General features: G+C 43.1%; 18 protein-coding genes. 13 read left to right on the top strand and 5 right to left on the bottom strand.

Annotated elements, in window-relative coordinates:
* Positions 1-237: 237 nt before the first annotated feature.
* Together J3P43_RS02495 and J3P43_RS02490 are read left to right on the top strand one after the other, a co-directional pair.
* Positions 238-984, top strand: coding sequence for an MBL fold metallo-hydrolase (locus tag J3P43_RS02495; protein WP_255898649.1), 747 nt, complete (start codon positions 238-240; stop codon positions 982-984).
* Positions 985-1,100: 116 nt separating this feature from the next.
* Positions 1,101-2,171 (top strand): PA0069 family radical SAM protein, encoded by a 1,071-nt coding sequence (locus J3P43_RS02490; protein WP_255898647.1) that lies wholly within the window; start codon positions 1,101-1,103, stop codon positions 2,169-2,171.
* On the opposite strand, the gene J3P43_RS02485 is transcribed toward J3P43_RS02490, so the two are convergent.
* Entirely contained in the window at positions 2,172-3,290 is a 1,119-nt protein-coding gene (locus tag J3P43_RS02485; RefSeq protein ID WP_255898645.1) for a DUF4407 domain-containing protein, read from the bottom strand.
* Positions 3,291-3,430: 140 nt separating this feature from the next.
* On the opposite strand from J3P43_RS02485, the gene J3P43_RS02480 reads away from it, so the two are divergent.
* Together J3P43_RS02480 and J3P43_RS02475 are read left to right on the top strand one after the other, a co-directional pair.
* Entirely contained in the window at positions 3,431-3,745 is a 315-nt protein-coding gene (locus tag J3P43_RS02480; protein ID WP_255898643.1) for a rhodanese-like domain-containing protein, read from the top strand.
* On the top strand, positions 3,746-3,931 hold the full coding sequence (locus J3P43_RS02475; protein ID WP_255898641.1) for a DUF6358 family protein: 186 nt from the start codon (positions 3,746-3,748) through the stop codon (positions 3,929-3,931). It begins immediately after the preceding gene.
* 4 nt (positions 3,932-3,935) lie between these two features.
* On the opposite strand, the gene J3P43_RS02470 is transcribed toward J3P43_RS02475, so the two are convergent.
* Together J3P43_RS02470 and J3P43_RS02465 are read right to left on the bottom strand one after the other, a co-directional pair.
* Positions 3,936-4,751: an anti-sigma factor gene (locus J3P43_RS02470; RefSeq protein ID WP_255898639.1), complete on the bottom strand. Its 816-nt coding sequence runs from the start codon at positions 4,749-4,751 to the stop codon at positions 3,936-3,938.
* Positions 4,751-5,302 carry an RNA polymerase sigma factor gene (locus J3P43_RS02465; RefSeq protein WP_255898637.1) on the bottom strand — a complete coding sequence of 184 codons (552 nt, stop codon included), beginning with the start codon at positions 5,300-5,302 and terminating at the stop codon, positions 4,751-4,753. The genes J3P43_RS02470 and J3P43_RS02465 overlap by 1 nt, the downstream gene beginning before the upstream one ends.
* Positions 5,303-5,446: 144 nt before the next feature.
* Here J3P43_RS02465 and J3P43_RS02460 point away from each other — a divergent pair, with 144 nt between their 5' ends.
* Both J3P43_RS02460 and J3P43_RS02455 read left to right on the top strand, forming a co-directional pair.
* A complete protein-coding gene (locus J3P43_RS02460) occupies positions 5,447-6,178 on the top strand; it encodes a ferritin-like domain-containing protein (RefSeq protein ID WP_255898635.1) in 732 nt (243 codons plus the stop codon).
* A gap of 11 nt (positions 6,179-6,189) precedes the next feature.
* Positions 6,190-7,065, top strand: a complete 876-nt coding sequence (locus J3P43_RS02455) for a ferritin-like domain-containing protein (protein ID WP_255898633.1) — start codon at positions 6,190-6,192, stop codon at positions 7,063-7,065.
* Positions 7,066-7,148: 83 nt separating this feature from the next.
* Here the strand turns inward: J3P43_RS02455 and xylA are convergent, their stop codons facing one another.
* Both xylA and J3P43_RS02445 read right to left on the bottom strand, forming a co-directional pair.
* Positions 7,149-8,480: a xylose isomerase gene (gene xylA, locus J3P43_RS02450; RefSeq protein WP_255898631.1), complete on the bottom strand. Its 1,332-nt coding sequence runs from the start codon at positions 8,478-8,480 to the stop codon at positions 7,149-7,151.
* 4 nt (positions 8,481-8,484) lie between these two features.
* Entirely contained in the window at positions 8,485-9,969 is a 1,485-nt protein-coding gene (locus J3P43_RS02445) for a xylulokinase (RefSeq protein ID WP_255898629.1), read from the bottom strand.
* An 87-nt stretch (positions 9,970-10,056) separates the two neighbouring features.
* Here J3P43_RS02445 and J3P43_RS02440 point away from each other — a divergent pair, with 87 nt between their 5' ends.
* The 7 genes from J3P43_RS02440 (at position 10,057) to J3P43_RS02410 (ending at position 18,649) form a co-directional block, all read left to right on the top strand.
* Positions 10,057-11,076 (top strand): LacI family DNA-binding transcriptional regulator, encoded by a 1,020-nt coding sequence (locus J3P43_RS02440; protein ID WP_255898627.1) that lies wholly within the window; start codon positions 10,057-10,059, stop codon positions 11,074-11,076.
* A gap of 71 nt (positions 11,077-11,147) precedes the next feature.
* Positions 11,148-12,149 (top strand): pectinesterase family protein, encoded by a 1,002-nt coding sequence (locus J3P43_RS02435; RefSeq protein ID WP_255898625.1) that lies wholly within the window; start codon positions 11,148-11,150, stop codon positions 12,147-12,149.
* A 5-nt stretch (positions 12,150-12,154) separates the two neighbouring features.
* Positions 12,155-13,810 carry a glycoside hydrolase family 43 protein gene (locus J3P43_RS02430; protein WP_369414772.1) on the top strand — a complete coding sequence of 552 codons (1,656 nt, stop codon included), beginning with the start codon at positions 12,155-12,157 and terminating at the stop codon, positions 13,808-13,810.
* Between the two features lie 5 nt (positions 13,811-13,815).
* Entirely contained in the window at positions 13,816-14,730 is a 915-nt protein-coding gene (locus tag J3P43_RS02425) for an alpha/beta hydrolase (RefSeq protein ID WP_255898623.1), read from the top strand.
* Positions 14,731-14,782: 52 nt separating this feature from the next.
* Positions 14,783-16,888 carry an ATP-dependent DNA helicase RecG gene (gene recG, locus J3P43_RS02420; protein WP_255898620.1) on the top strand — a complete coding sequence of 702 codons (2,106 nt, stop codon included), beginning with the start codon at positions 14,783-14,785 and terminating at the stop codon, positions 16,886-16,888.
* 46 nt (positions 16,889-16,934) lie between these two features.
* Positions 16,935-18,224: an MFS transporter gene (locus J3P43_RS02415; protein WP_255898618.1), complete on the top strand. Its 1,290-nt coding sequence runs from the start codon at positions 16,935-16,937 to the stop codon at positions 18,222-18,224.
* Between the two features lie 59 nt (positions 18,225-18,283).
* A complete protein-coding gene (locus J3P43_RS02410; RefSeq protein ID WP_255898616.1) occupies positions 18,284-18,649 on the top strand; it encodes a hypothetical protein in 366 nt (121 codons plus the stop codon).
* The last annotated feature ends 15 nt before the right edge of the window (positions 18,650-18,664 follow it).

Below are 18,664 nucleotides of genomic sequence, written 5' to 3'. Positions count from 1 at the left end.
TTATTCGCTCGTAATTTAATGATAAGTAAATGTCGATAAAAAATGTTAAACTTTTGCGAATTTTTTATCGCTCTTTCATTATTTCTGAATCCCGGTGCCGTCATCCCCAGGCGGCCCGTTTGAATATACAGCTAGGAAAGATGAACGCACAACGGATATAATTGCAGCTAACCAGCAATACGTCTTAAATTTTATTGAACCTTTTGAGCTGGATTTGTTTTAACAAAAAGCTTCAACATGAAAACGATTACGATTGCCTCTCTTATTTTGTTTCAGGTATTTAATATCCTTGCTCAGCCTACCTTTGATGTGATAAAGACCAATAAAGGTGACTTGATGATATCTCCCGTGCAGCATGCGACATTTGTTATGACGTGGAACGGTAAAACAATCTACGTAGATCCCACTGGAGGAGCCGATTCATTCACAAAATTTAAGGCTCCTGATTTTATATTTGTAACAGACATACATGGCGATCACTTCGATGTAAAGACACTTGAAGCGATCAATGCTTCTGCTGCAACGATTATTGTCCCGCAAGCTGTTGCCGATTTGATGCCCTCTTCGCTAAAACCTAATTTGCTCGTTGTTGGAAATCTCCAGCGGGTGAAAACTAAGGGCCTGACCGTTACCGCAGTCCCAATGTATAATTTGCCCGAGACCAGCGATTCAAGACATCCACGCGGAAGAGGTAATGGGTATGTGATCAAGTTAGGCAACAAGAAAGTTTATATTTCTGGTGATACCGAAGACATTGTTGAGATGCGGAAATTAAAAGGGATCGACGCCGCTTTCGTTTGTATGAATTTGCCATATACCATGGATATCAACCAGGCGGCTTCTGCAGTTCTCGACTTTAAGCCGGAGATAGTTTATCCTTATCACTATCGTGGCCAGAACGGATTAAGTGATGTGGGAAAGTTCAAAGAACTGGTAAATGGAGATAATTTTAAAGTTGATGTGAAACTGCTTAAATGGTACTGATTAAATCAGTTAAAAATCTACTTAAAGTTTTACTTTAGGGGCTAAGGCTTCTGCTGGGGTAAAAAAACCACTTAGTAAGTAGTTGCAATTTGCTAAATAAATTAGCATTTTTGTGCATGCCATTTGAGAAAAATAGTGAATTCTTTAAGGGTCGGGGGGCGCAGGTAAATACACATAATCGCTTTCAGAAGAATAGATATATTACAGAACATATTGAGGGACTGGATGAAGAAATGCATGAAAATGTCAGTACTCAAATCTTTGAAGAAACACCCAAAAAGATCGTAAGTATATCTAACAGCCCCGACCTGTCTTTTATGCATTCAATCAATCCTTACCAGGGATGCGAGCACGGATGTTTATATTGTTATGCGCGGAACTCGCATGAATATTGGGGATTTAGCGCTGGCTTAGATTTCGAGCGTAAAATTATTGTAAAGCGAAACGCAGCTGCACTTCTGGAGCAATTTTTTAATAAAAAGAATTACCAGCCGCAAACTATAATGCTTTCGGGAAATACAGATTGCTATCAGCCTATCGAAAGGAAGTTGAAAATTACACGATCCTTACTTGAAGTATTTTTGAAATACAGACACCCGGTGAGCATCATCAGCAAAAATAATCTGGTGATTAGAGACCTCGACATCCTTCAGGAGCTTGCAAAAATGGACCTGGTGCATGTAACCGTTACCATAAATTCTTTAAATGAAAGCTTAAGGCAGAAGATGGAACCAAGGACCGTTACGGCAAAAAGCCGTCTGATGGTGATCAATAAGCTCGCTTCTGCACACATCCCTGTACGGCTAATGATGGCACCAATCGTACCGGGGCTTAATAGCAATGAAATCCCAACGCTGATTAAAGCCGCTGCGGATGAAGGGGCTTCGGAAGCTATCTTCACGGTGATCAGGTTAAACGGTTCAATCGCTGAAGTTTTTAGCGACTGGATTCACAAAGCGTATCCCGACCGGGCGGATAAGGTTTTACAAGCAATTGCCGAGTGTCACGGTGGAAAACTGAACGATAGCAATTGGGGACGGCGATTGCGGGGTGAAGGTAAGGTTGCCGAAAGCATTCATCAGCTCTTTAAAATCTCGGTTCGGCGATTTCTCTCGGGCCGGTCATTGCCCGCATTCAATTTTAGCTATTTCAGCCCTGCCGGAGGAAAACAGATGAACATGTTCTGATTAGTCCCAGGGGTAGTTTTCTAATTCGCGGCTGGATTTACCGGTGATGATCTTTTTCTGTTTGTTAATTTCGGTCTCTATTTTAGTCTCCTGAACGCCGTCAGTTACCGCGACGTCAAAGTCTTTATTCTTGTAAGAGCCATAAACAGCCGATTGTTCCACATTTTGCAATGCGATATCGTAGGGGCCCAAAGGACTCATCAGCTTCACAAACACCGGCAGGCATTCGAAAAGGATGAAGAGCATTCCGATAAAAGCGATCGCCATATATGTGTCGAAATCACGCGTGCCATCTGCGTTGAAACTTAATTGTCCCAAAGCCCAGTTCCGGTCGCGGAAACCTGCCACATTCGATAAGCTATCAAGTTGTTTGCCGCTAAACATCTTCTCACTACTTATGCCGTCCATTTCTTTTCGTTTTAAAATGAAATTTTCATAAGAATCTATTGCGGTACGAACAGCATCCAGCCTTTGAGCTTTTTGCGTTAACACAGCTTCTTTCTGCTTCGCGTAAGTGCCGTACCCTACTTTCCCGGAGGTTTGATTGCTTTTATCGCCAAATATTTCCTGGTTAAGGACGTAGCGGGAGCGGTTGATATCTTTCTCAAGCGAATCTTTTTCGGCTTTCAGTTCGGTGATCTTACTCAACTCGTCCTGGTATTTGGTACTGAAGGTTTTATTTAAGGTATCAATTTTTGACCGCTGCCCGTTAAGATAACTGGTTTTGAGCTTTTGACGTATTTCCTTATCGAATATCTTCAGTTCCAGAGGGCGCGATATCACGATACCAATCATGATAGCCAGCAAGATTCGGGGAGTGGCTTGAACAATTTGCAAATTGGTGCTACCGGTTTTTGTGATGCTGGATACGATATATCTGTCGAGATTGAAAATAGCAAGGCCCCAGATAAGTCCGAATACCATCGCCATGGGAACTGCTACGGGATTTCCGGAGAAGACAAAGTACATGGCATACCCACCCGAAAGTGTTGCAAAGAGCGCGGTAAAAAATATCGTCGCCCCAACACCCACATATTTGTTATGCTCGGTAGGAAATTTTTTTAACGTTTCTATGTGGGCTCCTGAACAGAACCAGAAAAAATCGGTGATTTTCTTCATTAAACTGAAAGAATAATATTTTATAAAACGACCTGAGGTGTAAGTTGTTACAAATAAACTAAAATTAAATATGAAGGGGCAAAGATAAGCTCTTATCCAAATACCGGATTAGTGTTATCTTTGTTTAAAAATTCTGAAAAATGGAAGAAATAACTGTCGAGGAATTAAAAAGAAAGATAGATAACGGAGAAGATTTCCAGCTGATTGATGTGAGAGAAACGTTTGAATACGAAGTCTCAAATCTTGGAGGTGAAAACATACCTTTATCAGGAATCATGATAGAATCGGATAAGATTGCCACAGACAAGCCGGTGATTATTCAATGCAGAAGCGGAAAGCGCAGCGCCGCGGCTATCGCTCAGTTGCAAACCCTCGGTTTTGATAATTTATATAACCTTGAAGGTGGAATTCTGGCCTGGAAAGAAAAATACGATCCTAATATGCCTGTGTATTAAATGCTTAAGAAAGTTCTGTTAAACGTTTTTTACAACATCGCCATCTTTACCATGATCATGTGCCTTTTCTGGGGCATTAACAAAGAGCGGTACAGTATAGCTGTGGTGGCGGTTTTTGCACTGGCTTTGTTTATCTTTTTTAAATTCAGGTTGATTAAAGAAATACGGCAAAAGGCAAAGAAATAAGCTCTTATATCTCACCCATTGCCATCATCATTTCCATAGTGGGGTTTATGCTTCCACCCCGCGGTTCTAAGGTCACCGCAAATGCCTGCGCATTTTTAAGAGTTTTCATCTTAATCATCCCAACGCTATCTCTGTCGGCGTCAAAAACGCCCAAGTCTACGGGTTTACCGTCTACCAGTGCCCAAAGTTGGTATTGGTGGCTGTTATCGTTGGCGGGCATTTCCACTGATGCAAGGTCAATCATTACTTCAGCCTTTTCGGGATTGAAGGCAACCATCATACGTGCCGACGGAGCCTTTGGCGTGCCTTTCAGGCTTACTATTTTGTATTCATCAGGCTTGTGAAAAATACTAAGAGATTGGTTTGCCTCGTCCAGCTGTTTTTCTACAAAGTTTACGCGGCTGGAATACTGCCGGTTAGACAGCTGTAACGCGGTAATCTGATTTTGTGATTCTTTTAATTGGCTCCGCATATTTATCAGGGCAATTAAGCTTAATATCAGCAAGGCCACGGATGCCGCGAAACCATACTTATAAAAACGGATGTTCTTTGGCTGATTCAGCGGTATAACCGGCGTTTCGGATCGAGAATCAGAAGTTTCCAGATCTCCAAGGATCTTTGATCGGAGGTCTTCGGGAGGATTTACTGCACTGGCCTGAGAATAACTTTCGAGCGACTTCTCAATCTCTGTCACTTCATTTCGAAGTTGGGGGTGCTTATCCAGCATAGTCTCCACCTCAAGCTTTTCGCCCTCGGTTAGGTCGCCAAGAACGTAAAGCTCTAACACTCCACTCTCAATATATGCTTTTAAATCTTCCACTAATTAAATAACTTCCTTAAACTGATTATTGCCAGCCGTATTCGCGTTTTCACTGTACCCAATGGTATCCCTAATTCTTCTGCGGCTTCTACATGTGTATAACCTTTAAAATATATCAGGTCTAAAACTGCTTTCGCATCCGGCTTTAGATTGTCCACCATCTCCTTAACTCCCAGCACTTCCGGATTGAGGGTTGTGCTTCGTTGTTCATCAATGCTAATTACGGAATTGTCAATATCCTGGTTTTTACTGTTGTTGCGAAAATCTTTTGACCTCAGTTTATCCACCGACAGGTTTCGTGCAACATTTACCATCCATGTAAATATACGGCCCTTTTTCTCATCATACGAATCGAAGGAATTCCAGATTTTAACGAAACTCTCCTGCAGCAGGTCGGCAGCTAACTCTTCATTTTGTACAATCCGAACAATAACGCCAAATAATGACGCGGAGTACATATCATACAATGCCTCAGAACCTATGCGTTGCCGTTGCCGAATTGCTTGAATTAATTCGCCTTCAGATAGAGATATTTTGGTTTTTCTGCTCAACTATTTGATAACCCCAATTATAGGTAATGGTTTAGATACCTGCACATAGTTGGAGTTATTTTTTTAAAAAACGTGAAAAATAAAATCTGACACCGAAATCCCTACGTAGGTAAAGGGAAATATTATAACCCTAAAACAGATTTTATGGAAAATTCAACTATCAAAAATCAGGAAGCCTCCCTAAGCGCGGGCGAGTTTCTGGAGAAGAAAGTGCAGCGGCGGTCCTTTTTACGGTATGCCGGAGCTGGTGCTGCTGGTGTAGTGCTTGTAGCTGCAGGTTGTAAGCAAAGCAATTATAACCCTGATGATCCTGAAAATGGTTTCGGTCCGGGTATTTCGCTTGGAACGGGCGATGTAGCGATATTAAATTACGCCTATGCCCTTGAGCAATTGGAAGCGGCCTTTTATACGCAGGTAATTGCCACTCCCTTTACTGGTATGACCGCCGTAGAAACATCCTTGTTAAAAGATATACGGGATCATGAAATTGCTCACCGCGAATTTTTTAAAGCCGCAATTGCAGCAAACGGTGGAACCCCCATTAAGAATTTAACGGTTGATTTCAGCAGTATCAATTTTTCAAGCAGAGCCAGTGTATTGGGAACTGCGAAGGCATTCGAAGATTTAGGTGTTTCTGCCTACGATGGCGCCGGATACCTTTTGCAAAACGCAACCTTTCTTTTGCTCGCCGGCAAGATCGTTTCTGTAGAAGCGCGTCATGCTGCGTTAATTCGTGAGATGCTGGAGACCAACAGCTTTTTGGGCGACCAGGTGGACAGCAGTTCAGTGAATATTTCACGTACCCCGGCACAAGTACTTGCTATTGCGGCGCCCTTTATTAAAACTAAAATTGATCCATCCACCATACCAGCTTAATTCAAACCATCATGAATATTGTAAATATATTAGAAGAAATAGAGAAAGTAGACGGAGAGATTTATGAGCGTTTAAATCCCCGCCGAAAAGCCATGAAGGACTTTTTCAGCATGGGCTCTAAAATTGCTTTATCGGCCATGCCCTTTGCTTTAGGATCCATGTTTAACAAAGCATATGGCCAGGCGATGCCTTCAACGGTGATTGAGGTGCTTCAATACGCTTTAACGCTGGAGCATTTTGAGTATAATTTTTACCTGCGCGCCAATGCAGCTACCGCTCTCCCTATACCGGCAGGCGACCAGAGGAATGCTATCGTTATGATCCGGGATAGTGAAAAAAAGCACGTGGATTTCTTGAAAACGGTATTGACACAATTAAATCAAACTCCGGTGGCAGAAAAAACCACCTATGATTTTACTGCTGGCGGTACTTTTCCCGACATTTTTACTAATTATGGTACGTTTCTCGCTGTAGCACAGGCTATTGAAGATACAGGAGTGAGAGCTTACAAAGGACGTGCAGGCGAACTAAAAGGAGAGAAAGTTGTTTTGACAGCTGCTTTGGGCATCCACGCCGTAGAGGCGCGCCATGCCGCAAAAATTCGCTATATGCGTAGAATGAACGGCGCAATGGATGCGTTTAATGGTCCGGTTAAGCCCTGGATTGCTGGTTCTACTGATAAGTTTAACGATTTAGGTGTTCCGGCTGCCGATGGAAATTACGGCGGGACTGTTAAAGAAAACAATGTAAATCAAGCGGGGGTTGTCATTACCAATCTGGCGGGCATCGGCGGGAATATACCGTATAGCGCAGCTGCAGAGGCTTTTGATGAACCTTTAACAAAAGCCGAAGTTTTAGCTCTTGTTGCTCCGTTTGGAGTATCCTAGTTTTAAATAACAAACCCCTATCTAAATTCGTTGAAACGCTGAACTTAGAATAGGGGTTTGCTTCTACAGGGTGTGAAAGCCTCTTAAATATATCTGTTAATTATATTCTCAAGATACTCTTGTTTTCCGCTGATGGTAGCAGGCTCTCCATTTTCAATCGCATAAGCTCTTAAGTCTTCCAGAGATACTTTACCTTGTTCAAATTCTTTTCCTTTACCAGAATCAAAAGAAGCATAACGTTCCTCGCGGATCTTTTTGAAATCAGATTTTTGAAGAATGTTATCTGCAGTGATTAGGGCCCTTGCAAAAGTATCCATTCCGCCCACGTGAGCATAGAACAAGTCTTTCATATCAGTAGAATTTCTTCTGATCTTGGCATCAAAGTTTACACCACCTCCTTGCAAGCCACCTGCCTCAAGGAAAATTAACATCGCTTCAGTTATTTCATTCAGGTTGTTTGGAAACTGGTCAGTATCCCACCCGTTTTGATAATCTCCGCGGTTGGCATCAACAGAACCCAGCATACCCGCGTCGGCTGCCACTTGTAATTCGTGCTGGAACGTGTGGCCAGCAAGTGTAGCATGATTAACTTCAATATTAATTTTGAAATCTTTCTCTAGACCAAACTGATTTAAGAAACCAATTACAGTAGCACAATCAAAATCATATTGATGTTTTGAAGGTTCTGCAGGCTTCGGCTCAATAAAGAACGTGCCTTTGAAGCCGTTTTTGCGGGCATAATCTTTAGCTGCATGAAGGAATTTTGCAAAATGCTCCTGCTCGCGTTTCATGTCGGTATTGAGCAAGGTCATGTAACCTTCGCGGCCACCCCAGAACACATAGTTCTCTCCGTCTAAGGCAATAGTAGCATCCAAAGCGGCTTTAACCTGCGCTGCTCCATGTGCTAACACATGAAAATCAGGGTTTGTAGATGCACCGTTCATATAACGTGGGTTCGAGAAAAGATTAGCAGTTCCCCACAAAAGTTTCACACCACTGGCTGCCTGTTTTTGTTTGGCATGATCTACCAGCGCTTGCAGTCTTCTTTCGTTTTCTACGATATCATTTCCATAATCTACTACATCCACATCGTGGAAACAGTAAAATGGAAGATTCATTTTAGTGAGAAATTCGAAGGCGGCATCCATCTTATCCTTTGCTCTCTCAATCGGATCACTTTTTTTATCCCATGCAAAAACATGAGTAGGCGCTCCAAACGGATCGCCGCCATTACCAACAAACGAATGCCAGTAAGCTCCCGCAAAGCGGAAATGATCTTTTAATGTTTTGCCCGCTACAACACGGTTCTCGTCGTACCATCTAAAGGCTAGCGGATTGTCGGATTCCGGTCCCTCAAATTTGATTTGGTTTATCCCTTTGAAGAATTCTGTATCTCCGGTGATTACATTTCCCATTGTATTATGATTGTTTTAAATGTTTATCTAATAATTGTTTCCAGCTTTGGTAAACCGGCTCGTAAAGTCCTGGCGTTTTCGGTTCAATCAGAGCTAACGGTGTCGTATTGTTAAATGCTTCCTGTTCGGATGAGAATATTTTACTTCCAATACCTGCTCCAAGTGCCGCGCCCACGCTTCCATCGTTTTCATAAAGTTCTACCGGAACATTAGTGGTGTTTACAAAGGCTTCAGTAAAGACATCGCTCAGAAACATGTTTGCTTTTCCGGCTCTGATGACAGTTGGATTAATTCCGATTCCACGCATAATATCAAGCCCGTATCTGAATGCAAATGCAATTCCTTCCTGTACACCACGGAAAATATGTGCCGTAGTATGAAGATTTAAATCCAGGTCTCCGAAATGAGCTCCCACGATTTTATTATTGAGCATTCGCTCGGCTCCATTTCCGAATGGAAGCACCCTTAATCCTTCACTTCCTACCGGGATTTTAGCTCCCAGTTTATTCATTTGGTTGTAATCCAAGCCAGCTGCGAGGTTATTCTTGGTCCAGCTATTTAAAATTCCGGTTCCGTTGATACATAAAAGAACACCCAGACGGGTATTACTGCCGGTATGATTTACATGGGCAAAGGTGTTTACCCTGGATTGTTTGTCGTACGTTACCGAATCGCTTACCCCGTAAATAACTCCGGAAGTTCCGGCTGTGGCGGCAACTTCGCCGGGGTTTAACACGTTTAATGACAATGCGTTATTAGGCTGGTCGCCGGATTTATAACTAACCGGAATACCTGGTTTTAAAGAAAGTTCGTCTGCTACCTGTTTTGTAAGATGGCCATGATCGGCAAAAACAGACATCACGTTTGCAATGATGCTTTTATCAAAACCGAAACAATTTAAAATGTCATCGGATATTGAGTTCGTCTGAAAATCCCAAAAAATTCCTTCCGATAAAGCGGAATTACTTGTGGTTATACTGCCCGTTAGTTTCATAGAAATGAAATCGCCGGGAAGCATAATTTTATCAATTTTCTTGTAGATTTCAGGTTCATGTTCTTTTACCCAGGCTAATTTCGAAGCTGTAAAATTGCCCGGGGAATTCAGGAGCTTGCTGAGACTTTTTTCTTCGCCAATCTGTTTAAAGGCACGGTTTCCGATTTCGACAGCACGGCTATCACACCAGATGATTGAATCACGAAGAGCCTGCTGATTTTTGTCGACTGCAACCAGTCCATGCATTTGATAGGCAATTCCAATGGCAGCAATATCGGCCGGATTATAGGCTTTTGTGGCGTTAGCCTTTTTGATGGCGTGTTGAACGTGTTCCCACCACATTTCGGGCGACTGCTCCGCCCAACCTGGTTTCACCGAGGTTATCGGCGATTCAGTATCAGGATACTGTGCAGAAGCAATAGTTTTTTGTGTTTCAGAATCTACTACAGAAACCTTTATAGACGATGTGCCAACATCGATACCAAGTAAAAGCATTTATGAATGGTTTAAATTGCCAACGTTGGCACTAAGGTATGATAAATATTTTTAAATGACTAGATTTATCGTCTAAAACAAAAAATTTTGAAGAAACCTACTATTCTTGATATCGCTAAAGAGCTGAATATTACGTTTTCTACTGTAGCAAGAGCGTTGAACGACCATCCTGCTATCAGTTTGGCTACTAAGAAAGCCGTCCGCGAAACGGCCGCCCGCCTTAATTACCGGCAAAATAAAATCGCATCGTCTTTACGTTCGGGCCGGAGTAACATTGTAGGAGTTATCGTTCCGAATCTGCACGTTAGCTTTTTCAGTTCGGTTGTATCTGGGATCGAAAATGTAATGAATGCCAATGGTTATAACATCCTTTTATATCAGTCAAATGAATCAAACAAGCACGAGGCAAAGGGCATCGAGACGTTTTTGCAGTCGAGAGTAGATGGGATAATTTCGTCGGTGACCACCGAAACCAGTAACGAAGCTTATAGGGAAATAAGGAGCAGAAACATTCCTTTAATGTTTTTCGACCGCGAGTTGGCAGATCTTAATGTCTCGTCTGTTGTAATCGATGATTATAAAGGAGGTTTCATAGCCACCGAACATCTCATTAAACAAGGATATAAAAATATCCTTCATATCACTGCACATCAGGAAATCGCAATTTTCAAGAACCGCCTTCGCGGATATCTCGATGCTTTGACGCATTATAACTTACCGGTTAACGAGGAGTTGATCATAAAAGGAGATTTTTCGCTTGAATTTGGGAAATCTGTGGTTACAGAGGCAAAACTTCAGGGCAAAAAGTACGACGCCATTTTTGCACTTGAAGATTATACCGCAATGGGCGCTATGCAGGCTCTTAAAGAAGAAGGTATAAAGATACCTCAGGAAGTAGGCATAATTGGCTTTGCAAACGAAGCTTTTGGTAGTCTCGTAAGTCCCGCTTTGTCTACGATCGATCAGCAAACTGCAAAAATGGGGGAAGAAACAGCCCGTATATTCCTGAACGAAATACGGAATAACTCAAAAGCGTTTAGCCCTGAGCAGTTAATTCTTGAACCAATTTTAATTGTAAGGGAGTCGTCCAGCAGAATTAATGCATAAATGCTAACGTTCGCATTGGATAAAAGACTAATTCTTGTTAACCTTGCAATTCCTTGTTTTAAACCAATTTTATGAAAAGAGTAGCCTTTTTATTCTTTTTGATTTTCTCGTTTTCTATATCAAGCGCTCAAATCCAGGTCGCAATAGCCCCTATAACCGTAGCGAAGGATGGAAGCGGAAATTTCAAAACTATCCAAGAAGCGATTAATTCTGTTCGTGATCTTTCGCGTGCAGATGTTAAGATCTATATTAAAAAGGGCGTTTATAATGAGAAACTGGTGATTCCTTCCTGGAAAACGCATATTCATTTAATAGGTGAAGACAAAGAAAATACCATTATCACCGGGGATGATTTTTCCGGAAAAACGTACCCGTCAGGAAAAGATCTATATGGACACAGCAAATTCAGCACCTTTACATCTTATACCGTTTTAGTCGAGGGCAATGATTTTAAAGCGGAAAATTTAACAATTCAAAATACTGCCGGCAGAGTGGGACAGGCAGTCGCGCTGCATGTAGAAGGAGATAGAGCAGTAATTTTAAATTGTCGCATTTTGGGCAATCAGGACACCTTGTATACCGCTACCGGAACCAGCCGCCAATATTATAAAGATTGTTATATCGAGGGCACTACCGATTTTATTTTTGGTGAAGCTACCGTTGTGTTTCAAAATTGTACCATTAATAGCCTGAGCAATTCTTACATCACGGCGGCAGCAACAACGCCGCATCAAAAGTATGGATATGTGTTTTTGGACTGTAAGTTAATTGCCGATCCTTCAGCGACGAAGGTTTTCCTGGGAAGACCCTGGAGGCCTCATGCTCAAACTGTATTTATCCGCACAGAAATGGGCGCTCATATTGTTCCTGAAGGCTGGAATCCCTGGAAAGGAGACAAAATGTTTCCCGATAAAGAAAAAACCACCCTGTATGCTGAGTATAAATCTTTCGGTCCCGGGTCTGGAAATGATAAAAGGGTTGATTGGTCGAAACAGTTATCAAAAAAGGAAATAAAAAAATATACACTTAAGAATATATTCTCGGGACAAGGGCAATGGTTGCCTGAATTATAATCATCATGATAAATAAAAAGAGTACACTTAGTAGAATTTTTGTGGGATTGGCGTTTTACGCGTTAATGATTCCTGCAAGCGCACAAACATCGTCAAACTACGTATCGAAGGTTTGGGTAGCTGATTTAGGCAACGGAAACTTCAAAAATCCTGTACTCAATGCGGATTATTCGGATCCTGATGCCGTGCGGGTTGGGAATGATTATTATCTGATCTCTTCTTCTTTTGAGGACGTGCCGGGTCTGCCTGTTTTGCACTCAAAAGATTTGGTAAACTGGAAAATCATTGGTCATGCGTTAAAGCGTCAGCCTCCATTTGATTATTTTTCGGTGCCACGTCACGGTCAGGGAGTATGGGCGCCCTCTATCCGCTATCGCAACGGTGAGTTTTACATTTATTATCCGGATCCTGATTTTGGAATATATCTAACCAAGGCCAAAAACGCTGCAGGCCCATGGTCTGAGCCCATTTTAGTTGCAGGTGGTAAAGGGCTGATTGATCCCTGCCCGCTTTGGGACGACAATGGTAAAGTATATTTAGTGTACGCTTTTGCCGGTAGTAGGGCCGGAATCAAGAGTATTATGATGGTGAGAGAATTAAACACCTCGGGAACCAAGTCATTAGACGAAGGGGTAATTGTATACGACGGGCACGACACCGATCCGACTATCGAAGGCCCCAAGTTTTACAAGAGGAACGGTTATTACTACATTTTTGCTCCGGCGGGCGGGGTTTCTACCGGCTGGCAATTGGTTCTGCGCTCCAAAAATTTATATGGCCCCTACGAAAGAAAAGTAGTGATGCATCAGGGTACAACTACAGTAAATGGTCCGCATCAGGGCGCCTGGGTTGACACGCCTTCCGGCGAGGACTGGTTCTTGCATTTCCAGGACAAAGGTCCTTACGGCAGGGTTGTACATCTCAATCCCATGAAATGGGTGAATAACTGGCCCGTAATCGGGATTGATAAGGATGGCGACGGAACAGGAGAACCGGTTTTGGTTTATAAAAAACCAAATGTTGGAAAGACGTATCCGATGGTTACTCCCGTTGAAAGCGATGAATTTAGCGGTCTTAAATTGGGCTTGCAATGGCAATGGATGGCTAATCCTAAAAGCACCTGGGCATTTATGCACGTGGCGAACGGCGCGTTAAGATTGTTTACCGATAAGCTTCCCGACAGCGCAAAAAATTTGTGGGCTGCACCTAATGTTTTGCTTCAAAAGTTTCCGGCGGACGAGTTTATGGTAACTACCAAAATGAAATTTACGCCCAATGCAAACCTGGAGAATGAAAAAGTTGGTTTGACCATTATGGGCTTTAGCTACGCAAATATTGCGTTAAAAAGCAAAAAAGACGGAACTTACCTGGTTTATACACTCGGAAAAGATGCTGAACGGGGAAAATCAGAGGAAGAGAAAGTGATTATGAAAGCGAGCAGCCCCACCGCTTATTTCAGAGTAAAGGTGATCCCTGGTGCCAAATGCCAGTTCAGTTACAGTTTCGACGGACAAACTTTTGTTGATGCAGGGGAAGAGTTTCAGGCCGAGGTGGGCCGTTGGAAAGGCGCTAAAGTAGGGCTTTTCGCTACGCGCGACAGGCAAATAAACGATTCAGGATTTGCGGATTTCGATTGGTTTAGAGTAGAACCTGTTAAATAGACTATATGAAGTTCCTGATAAGCATTCTCTTTGTTGTAGTACCGTTTTGTACATCCGCTCAGGAATTTATTCCGTTATGGCCAGAGGGCAAAATGCCCAATTCAAAAGGATTAAAACTGACAGACAGCATCACGGAGGATTATGCTTACAGGGTTGCCACGCCGGGGATGTACGCTTTTTTCCCATCTAAAAAGGAAAATAAGGGTGCTGCCGTATTGATTTTTCCGGGAGGCGGTTATGCGAGGCTCGCGCTGAATATCAGCGGTTTCCAGCTGGCCAAATGGTTTAATACGATAGGTATCAGCGCATTTGTGGTAAATTATCGTTTACCTACTTCTCCCGACTTAAGGGAAAGAGAAAAAGGGCCCTTTCAGGACGGCCAGCGGGCAATCAGATTTGTTCGTGCCAACGCCTGGCGTTGGGGAATCAATCCCGGCAAAATTGGCGTTCAGGGCTCATCCGCGGGTGGCCATTTGGCAGCGAGCCTCGGCACCATAAATCAGGATCTGTCGTCTATCGGCGATAGCCTCGATAAACAGAGCTACCTGCCAAATTTCAGTATACTGGTTTCACCTGTTATTGATTTAGGAGCCTACGCTCATGTTGGCAGCCGCGATAATTTATTAGGCATTAATTCATCGCGAGCTAAACGCGAGACATACTCCCCCCATTTAAAGGTATCTGCTACCACACCGCCGGCCTTTTTAGTACATGCTTTTAACGATAAGGCCGTAAGTGTGCGCAATAGTCTGATGTTTTATAATGCGTTACTGGAAAAGAATATTTCGGCGGCCTTGCATGCTTTCCCGCAAGGAGGACATGCAATTGCTTTAAGAAATAATCCGGGCTCTACCGACTACTGGACTGTTTTATGCGAGCGCTGGATGATTGAAATGGGATTCATCCCGGAAAGGCTTTAAACCTGACATCTTTAAATTATCTTTGATAGGGTAAAAACCCTGGAGATAAATCTTGGCAATTCATTCATTAAGCACCCCCATAGAATATTTGAAAGGCGTTGGCCCGCAGCGGGGTGATGTCCTTAAAAAGGAGTTGTCGGTTTTTACTTATCAGGATTTAATAAATTATTATCCATTCAGATACATAGACCGCACCCGGTTTTATAAAATACGCGAGCTTACGCCAGATTTACCGGCTGTGCAAGTATTGGGCCGCCTGGTTTCAAAAGAGATTATTGGCGAAAAGCAGTCACGCCGACTGTTGGCCAGGCTCAGGGATGATACCGGTGTAATTGAGCTGGTTTGGTTCCAGGGTGTGCGCTGGGTGGAAAAAATGTTGCAACCGAATGCTGTATTTATCGTTTTCGGCAAGCCAAATGAGTTTAATGGAAAGATCTCAATTCCTCACCCTGAACTCGAACTCTATAATCCTAACCTAAAAAAGCAGGGCAATCCAACTCTGCAACCTGTGTATAACTCTACTGAAAAGCTGAAGCAGTTTTCTCTGGATACTAAAGGAATACAGAAAATTCAGGCTGCGGTACTGGACGCGGTGATTAACGAAATAGAGGAAACGCTTCCGGAATATATCCTCCAAAAATTTAAGCTCATTGGCCGTAGAGAGGCCATCCGGTATATCCATTTTCCGCCAGACGCCGGTTCTTTACAGGCCGCTGTTGGCCGGCTAAAGTTTGAGGAATTGTTTTTCATTCAGCTTAAATTATTGAAGAACAAGCTGCTTCGAACTCAAAAATTTAAAGGTTTAGTATTCGATAAAGTAGGCGACAAGTTCAATACTTTTTACAAGGATAAGTTACCATTTGATCTGACTAACGCTCAAAAGCGCGTTTTGAAAGAGATACGTCTGGATACCCAACGGGGTGTTCAGATGAACAGGTTGCTGCAAGGAGACGTTGGAAGTGGAAAAACAGTTGTGGCGCTAATGTGCATGCTTCTGGCTATAGACAATGGCTGCCAGGCTTGTATTATGGCGCCCACCGAAATTCTTGCGCAACAGCATTTTATGTCTATTAAAAATATGGTTGGCGATGGTTTTGCAACTATTGCATTGCTTACGGGTTCGACTTTAAAAAAGGAGCGAAAGGTAATTCATGAGCAACTTGCCAACGGTACTTTAAATATACTGGTTGGTACTCATGCACTGATTGAAGATTCTGTACAATTTTCTAACCTGGGCCTTGCGGTGGTAGACGAGCAACATCGTTTCGGAGTGGAGCAGAGGGCTAAGCTCTGGAAGAAGAACTCCATACCGCCGCATGTGTTGGTCATGACAGCCACTCCTATTCCGCGTACATTGTCGATGACTTTGTACGGAGATCTTGATGTTTCGGTGATTGACGAATTGCCTGCCGGCCGTAAACCGATTAAAACCATACACCTTTTTGAAAGTCAGCGTTTGCGGATGTTCGGTTTTATGAAGCAGGAGATTGCACTGGGCAGGCAGGTATATATTGTGTATCCATTAATTAAAGAAAGCGAAAAACTGGATCTTTTGTATCTGGAGGCAGGTATAGAAACGATTTCGCGCGAATTCCCTCTGCCGGACTATCGCATCAGCATTGTTCACGGTAAGTTAAAGCCGTCCGAGAAGGACTTTGAAATGCAGCGTTTTATAAAAGGAGAGACTCAGATCATGGTGGCTACTACTGTGATCGAAGTTGGCGTAAACGTGCCCAATGCAAGTGTGATGATTATTGAGAATTCTGAACGGTTCGGTTTGTCGCAATTGCACCAGCTTCGCGGGCGGGTAGGGCGCGGAGCCGAGCAATCTTATTGTATTCTGATGAGTGGCAACAAGCTGAGCAAGGAGGCTAAAATTCGCCTCGAAACCATGGTGAAAACGAATGACGGATTTGAAATATCGGAGATTGACCTGCAACTGCGTGGTCCCGGGGATATAGAAGGTACGCGGCAAAGCGGTGTGCTGGATTTGAAACTCGCCGACTTAACTCACGATCAGGAAATATTGCAGGAAGCCAGAAGTGAAGTCATCAGAATCTTCGAGACAGACCCAAATCTGTCTTCGGATGAGAATAGGCTGTTAAAACAGTATTTTAATAAAAAGGAAAGGTCAATATCCCTTCATAATATTTCTTAAAACCGTAATTTGGCGGCTCTGTTTGGATTCTGAGTAAAGCATTAAATTGGATAATATAGACCCGGATAAAACGACAATTCCTGAAAAGAAGGACCCTTATGCGGCGCTCCGCTTTGCCGAATTTCGCTCGTTTTTAACCATTCGCTTTTTTCTAACCTTCGCTTATCAGATTCAGGCTGTAGTAATAGGCTGGCACATTTTTAAACTTACAAAAGATGAACTGTCGTTGGGGCTTATCGGCCTCGCCGAGGCAATCCCTGCACTGAGTTTCGCATTATATGGTGGTTATGTGGCCGACAAGTCAGAGAAAACAAAGATGCTGAAATACATTCTGGCCGCTATGTTTTTCTCATCGCTGGTGATATTTCTGGTAACCTTGCCCGCATATTCGTCCCGTATTTCAGAGTCAGCTACCGTTTGGGTAATGTATTCGATGATTTTTACGATTGGCATAGCACGCGGCTTTATGGGCCCGACCGTTTTTTCTATAATGGCACAAATTATACCCCGTGAGCATTATGCGAATTCGTCAACCTGGAACAGTACAGGCTGGCAGATCGCATCGGTCGGGGGCCCTGCTTTTGGTGGACTGATCTACGCCTACTACGGCGTGTCGGTCACGTTTTTTCTGATACTGGTATTTATTGCACTCTCTTTCGGATGTACTTTTTTTCTGAAAAAACAACCGCCTCAGTTTATCCCTAAAGAAAATATTTACAAAAGTTTATCCGAAGGAATCAGGTTTGTGTTTGGTAGCCGGATGATGCTTGGCGCCATGAGTCTTGATCTATTTTCGGTGTTTTTTGGTGGCGCTGTTGCTTTGATCCCCGTAGTTGCCAGTGAAGTACTTAATGTTGGTCCCGAACAATACGGTATTATGCGTGCAGCTCCCGCTGTTGGGGCAGTACTTACTATGTTGATTATGGCTCGTCATTCGCCGATGAATAAGCCCTGGCGCAACCTGTTATTTGCCGTAACAGGATTTGGGATCTCGATAATCTGCTACGGACTTTCCACCAGTTTTTATCTCACCCTGGTATTTCTGTTTTTCGAAGGGGTCTTTGATAGCATCAGTGTGGTTATAAGGTCCACCATTATGCAGTTATTAACGCCCGAAAATATGCGCGGACGAGTTTCGTCAGTAAATTCTATGTTTATCGGTTCATCCAATGAACTTGGAGCCTTTGAATCCGGTTTAACGGCAAAACTGATGGGCACTGTTCCTGCAATTGTATTTGGCGGAAGCATGACGCTGTTTATTGTAACCCTAACCTGGTTAAAAACCAAAAAACTGGTTCCTTTAGGCCTGAAGGAAATACACGCGCCGGAAACTTAAGCTGTGCTTTCTTAAATCTATTTCGCTTTGAACTTGTTAAAAAGATAAACTTATCTGAGATGAAAGCATTCTTAAACTTACTTTTTAGCGGCTCTGCCCTATTTATTGCTTCTTGCGGAGAGCCAGGCAATCAAAACGAAATGGCGTCTGACACGGCATATATATTAGATACTCATCGCTCAAACACCGCCGCAGATACTTCGGCTGTGAACGTCGGGGCAAGCGGCGCTGCGCAAACCGTCTCAATTACCCAATATGAAGAAAGCAACGGTAAGCAGTCGTCGCGGGTTAATGTCGGCTCTGATACAACGGGAAAACAGGCTCATGACGGTTATCCTACCCGATCACGTACATCGGCGAACAAAGCAGATACCGCAGGAATCAGCAGCCAAGGCGAGGGACTTCCCATACGGCCGAGGGATTAAAGTATATTAATATGC

This window comes from Paradesertivirga mongoliensis (genome assembly GCF_024436395.1).
GTDB classification, from domain to species: Bacteria; Bacteroidota; Bacteroidia; order Sphingobacteriales; family Sphingobacteriaceae; genus Paradesertivirga; species Paradesertivirga mongoliensis.
Note: the sequence above shows the minus strand (reverse complement) of the source record. Positions and strands in the feature narration are given on the sequence as shown.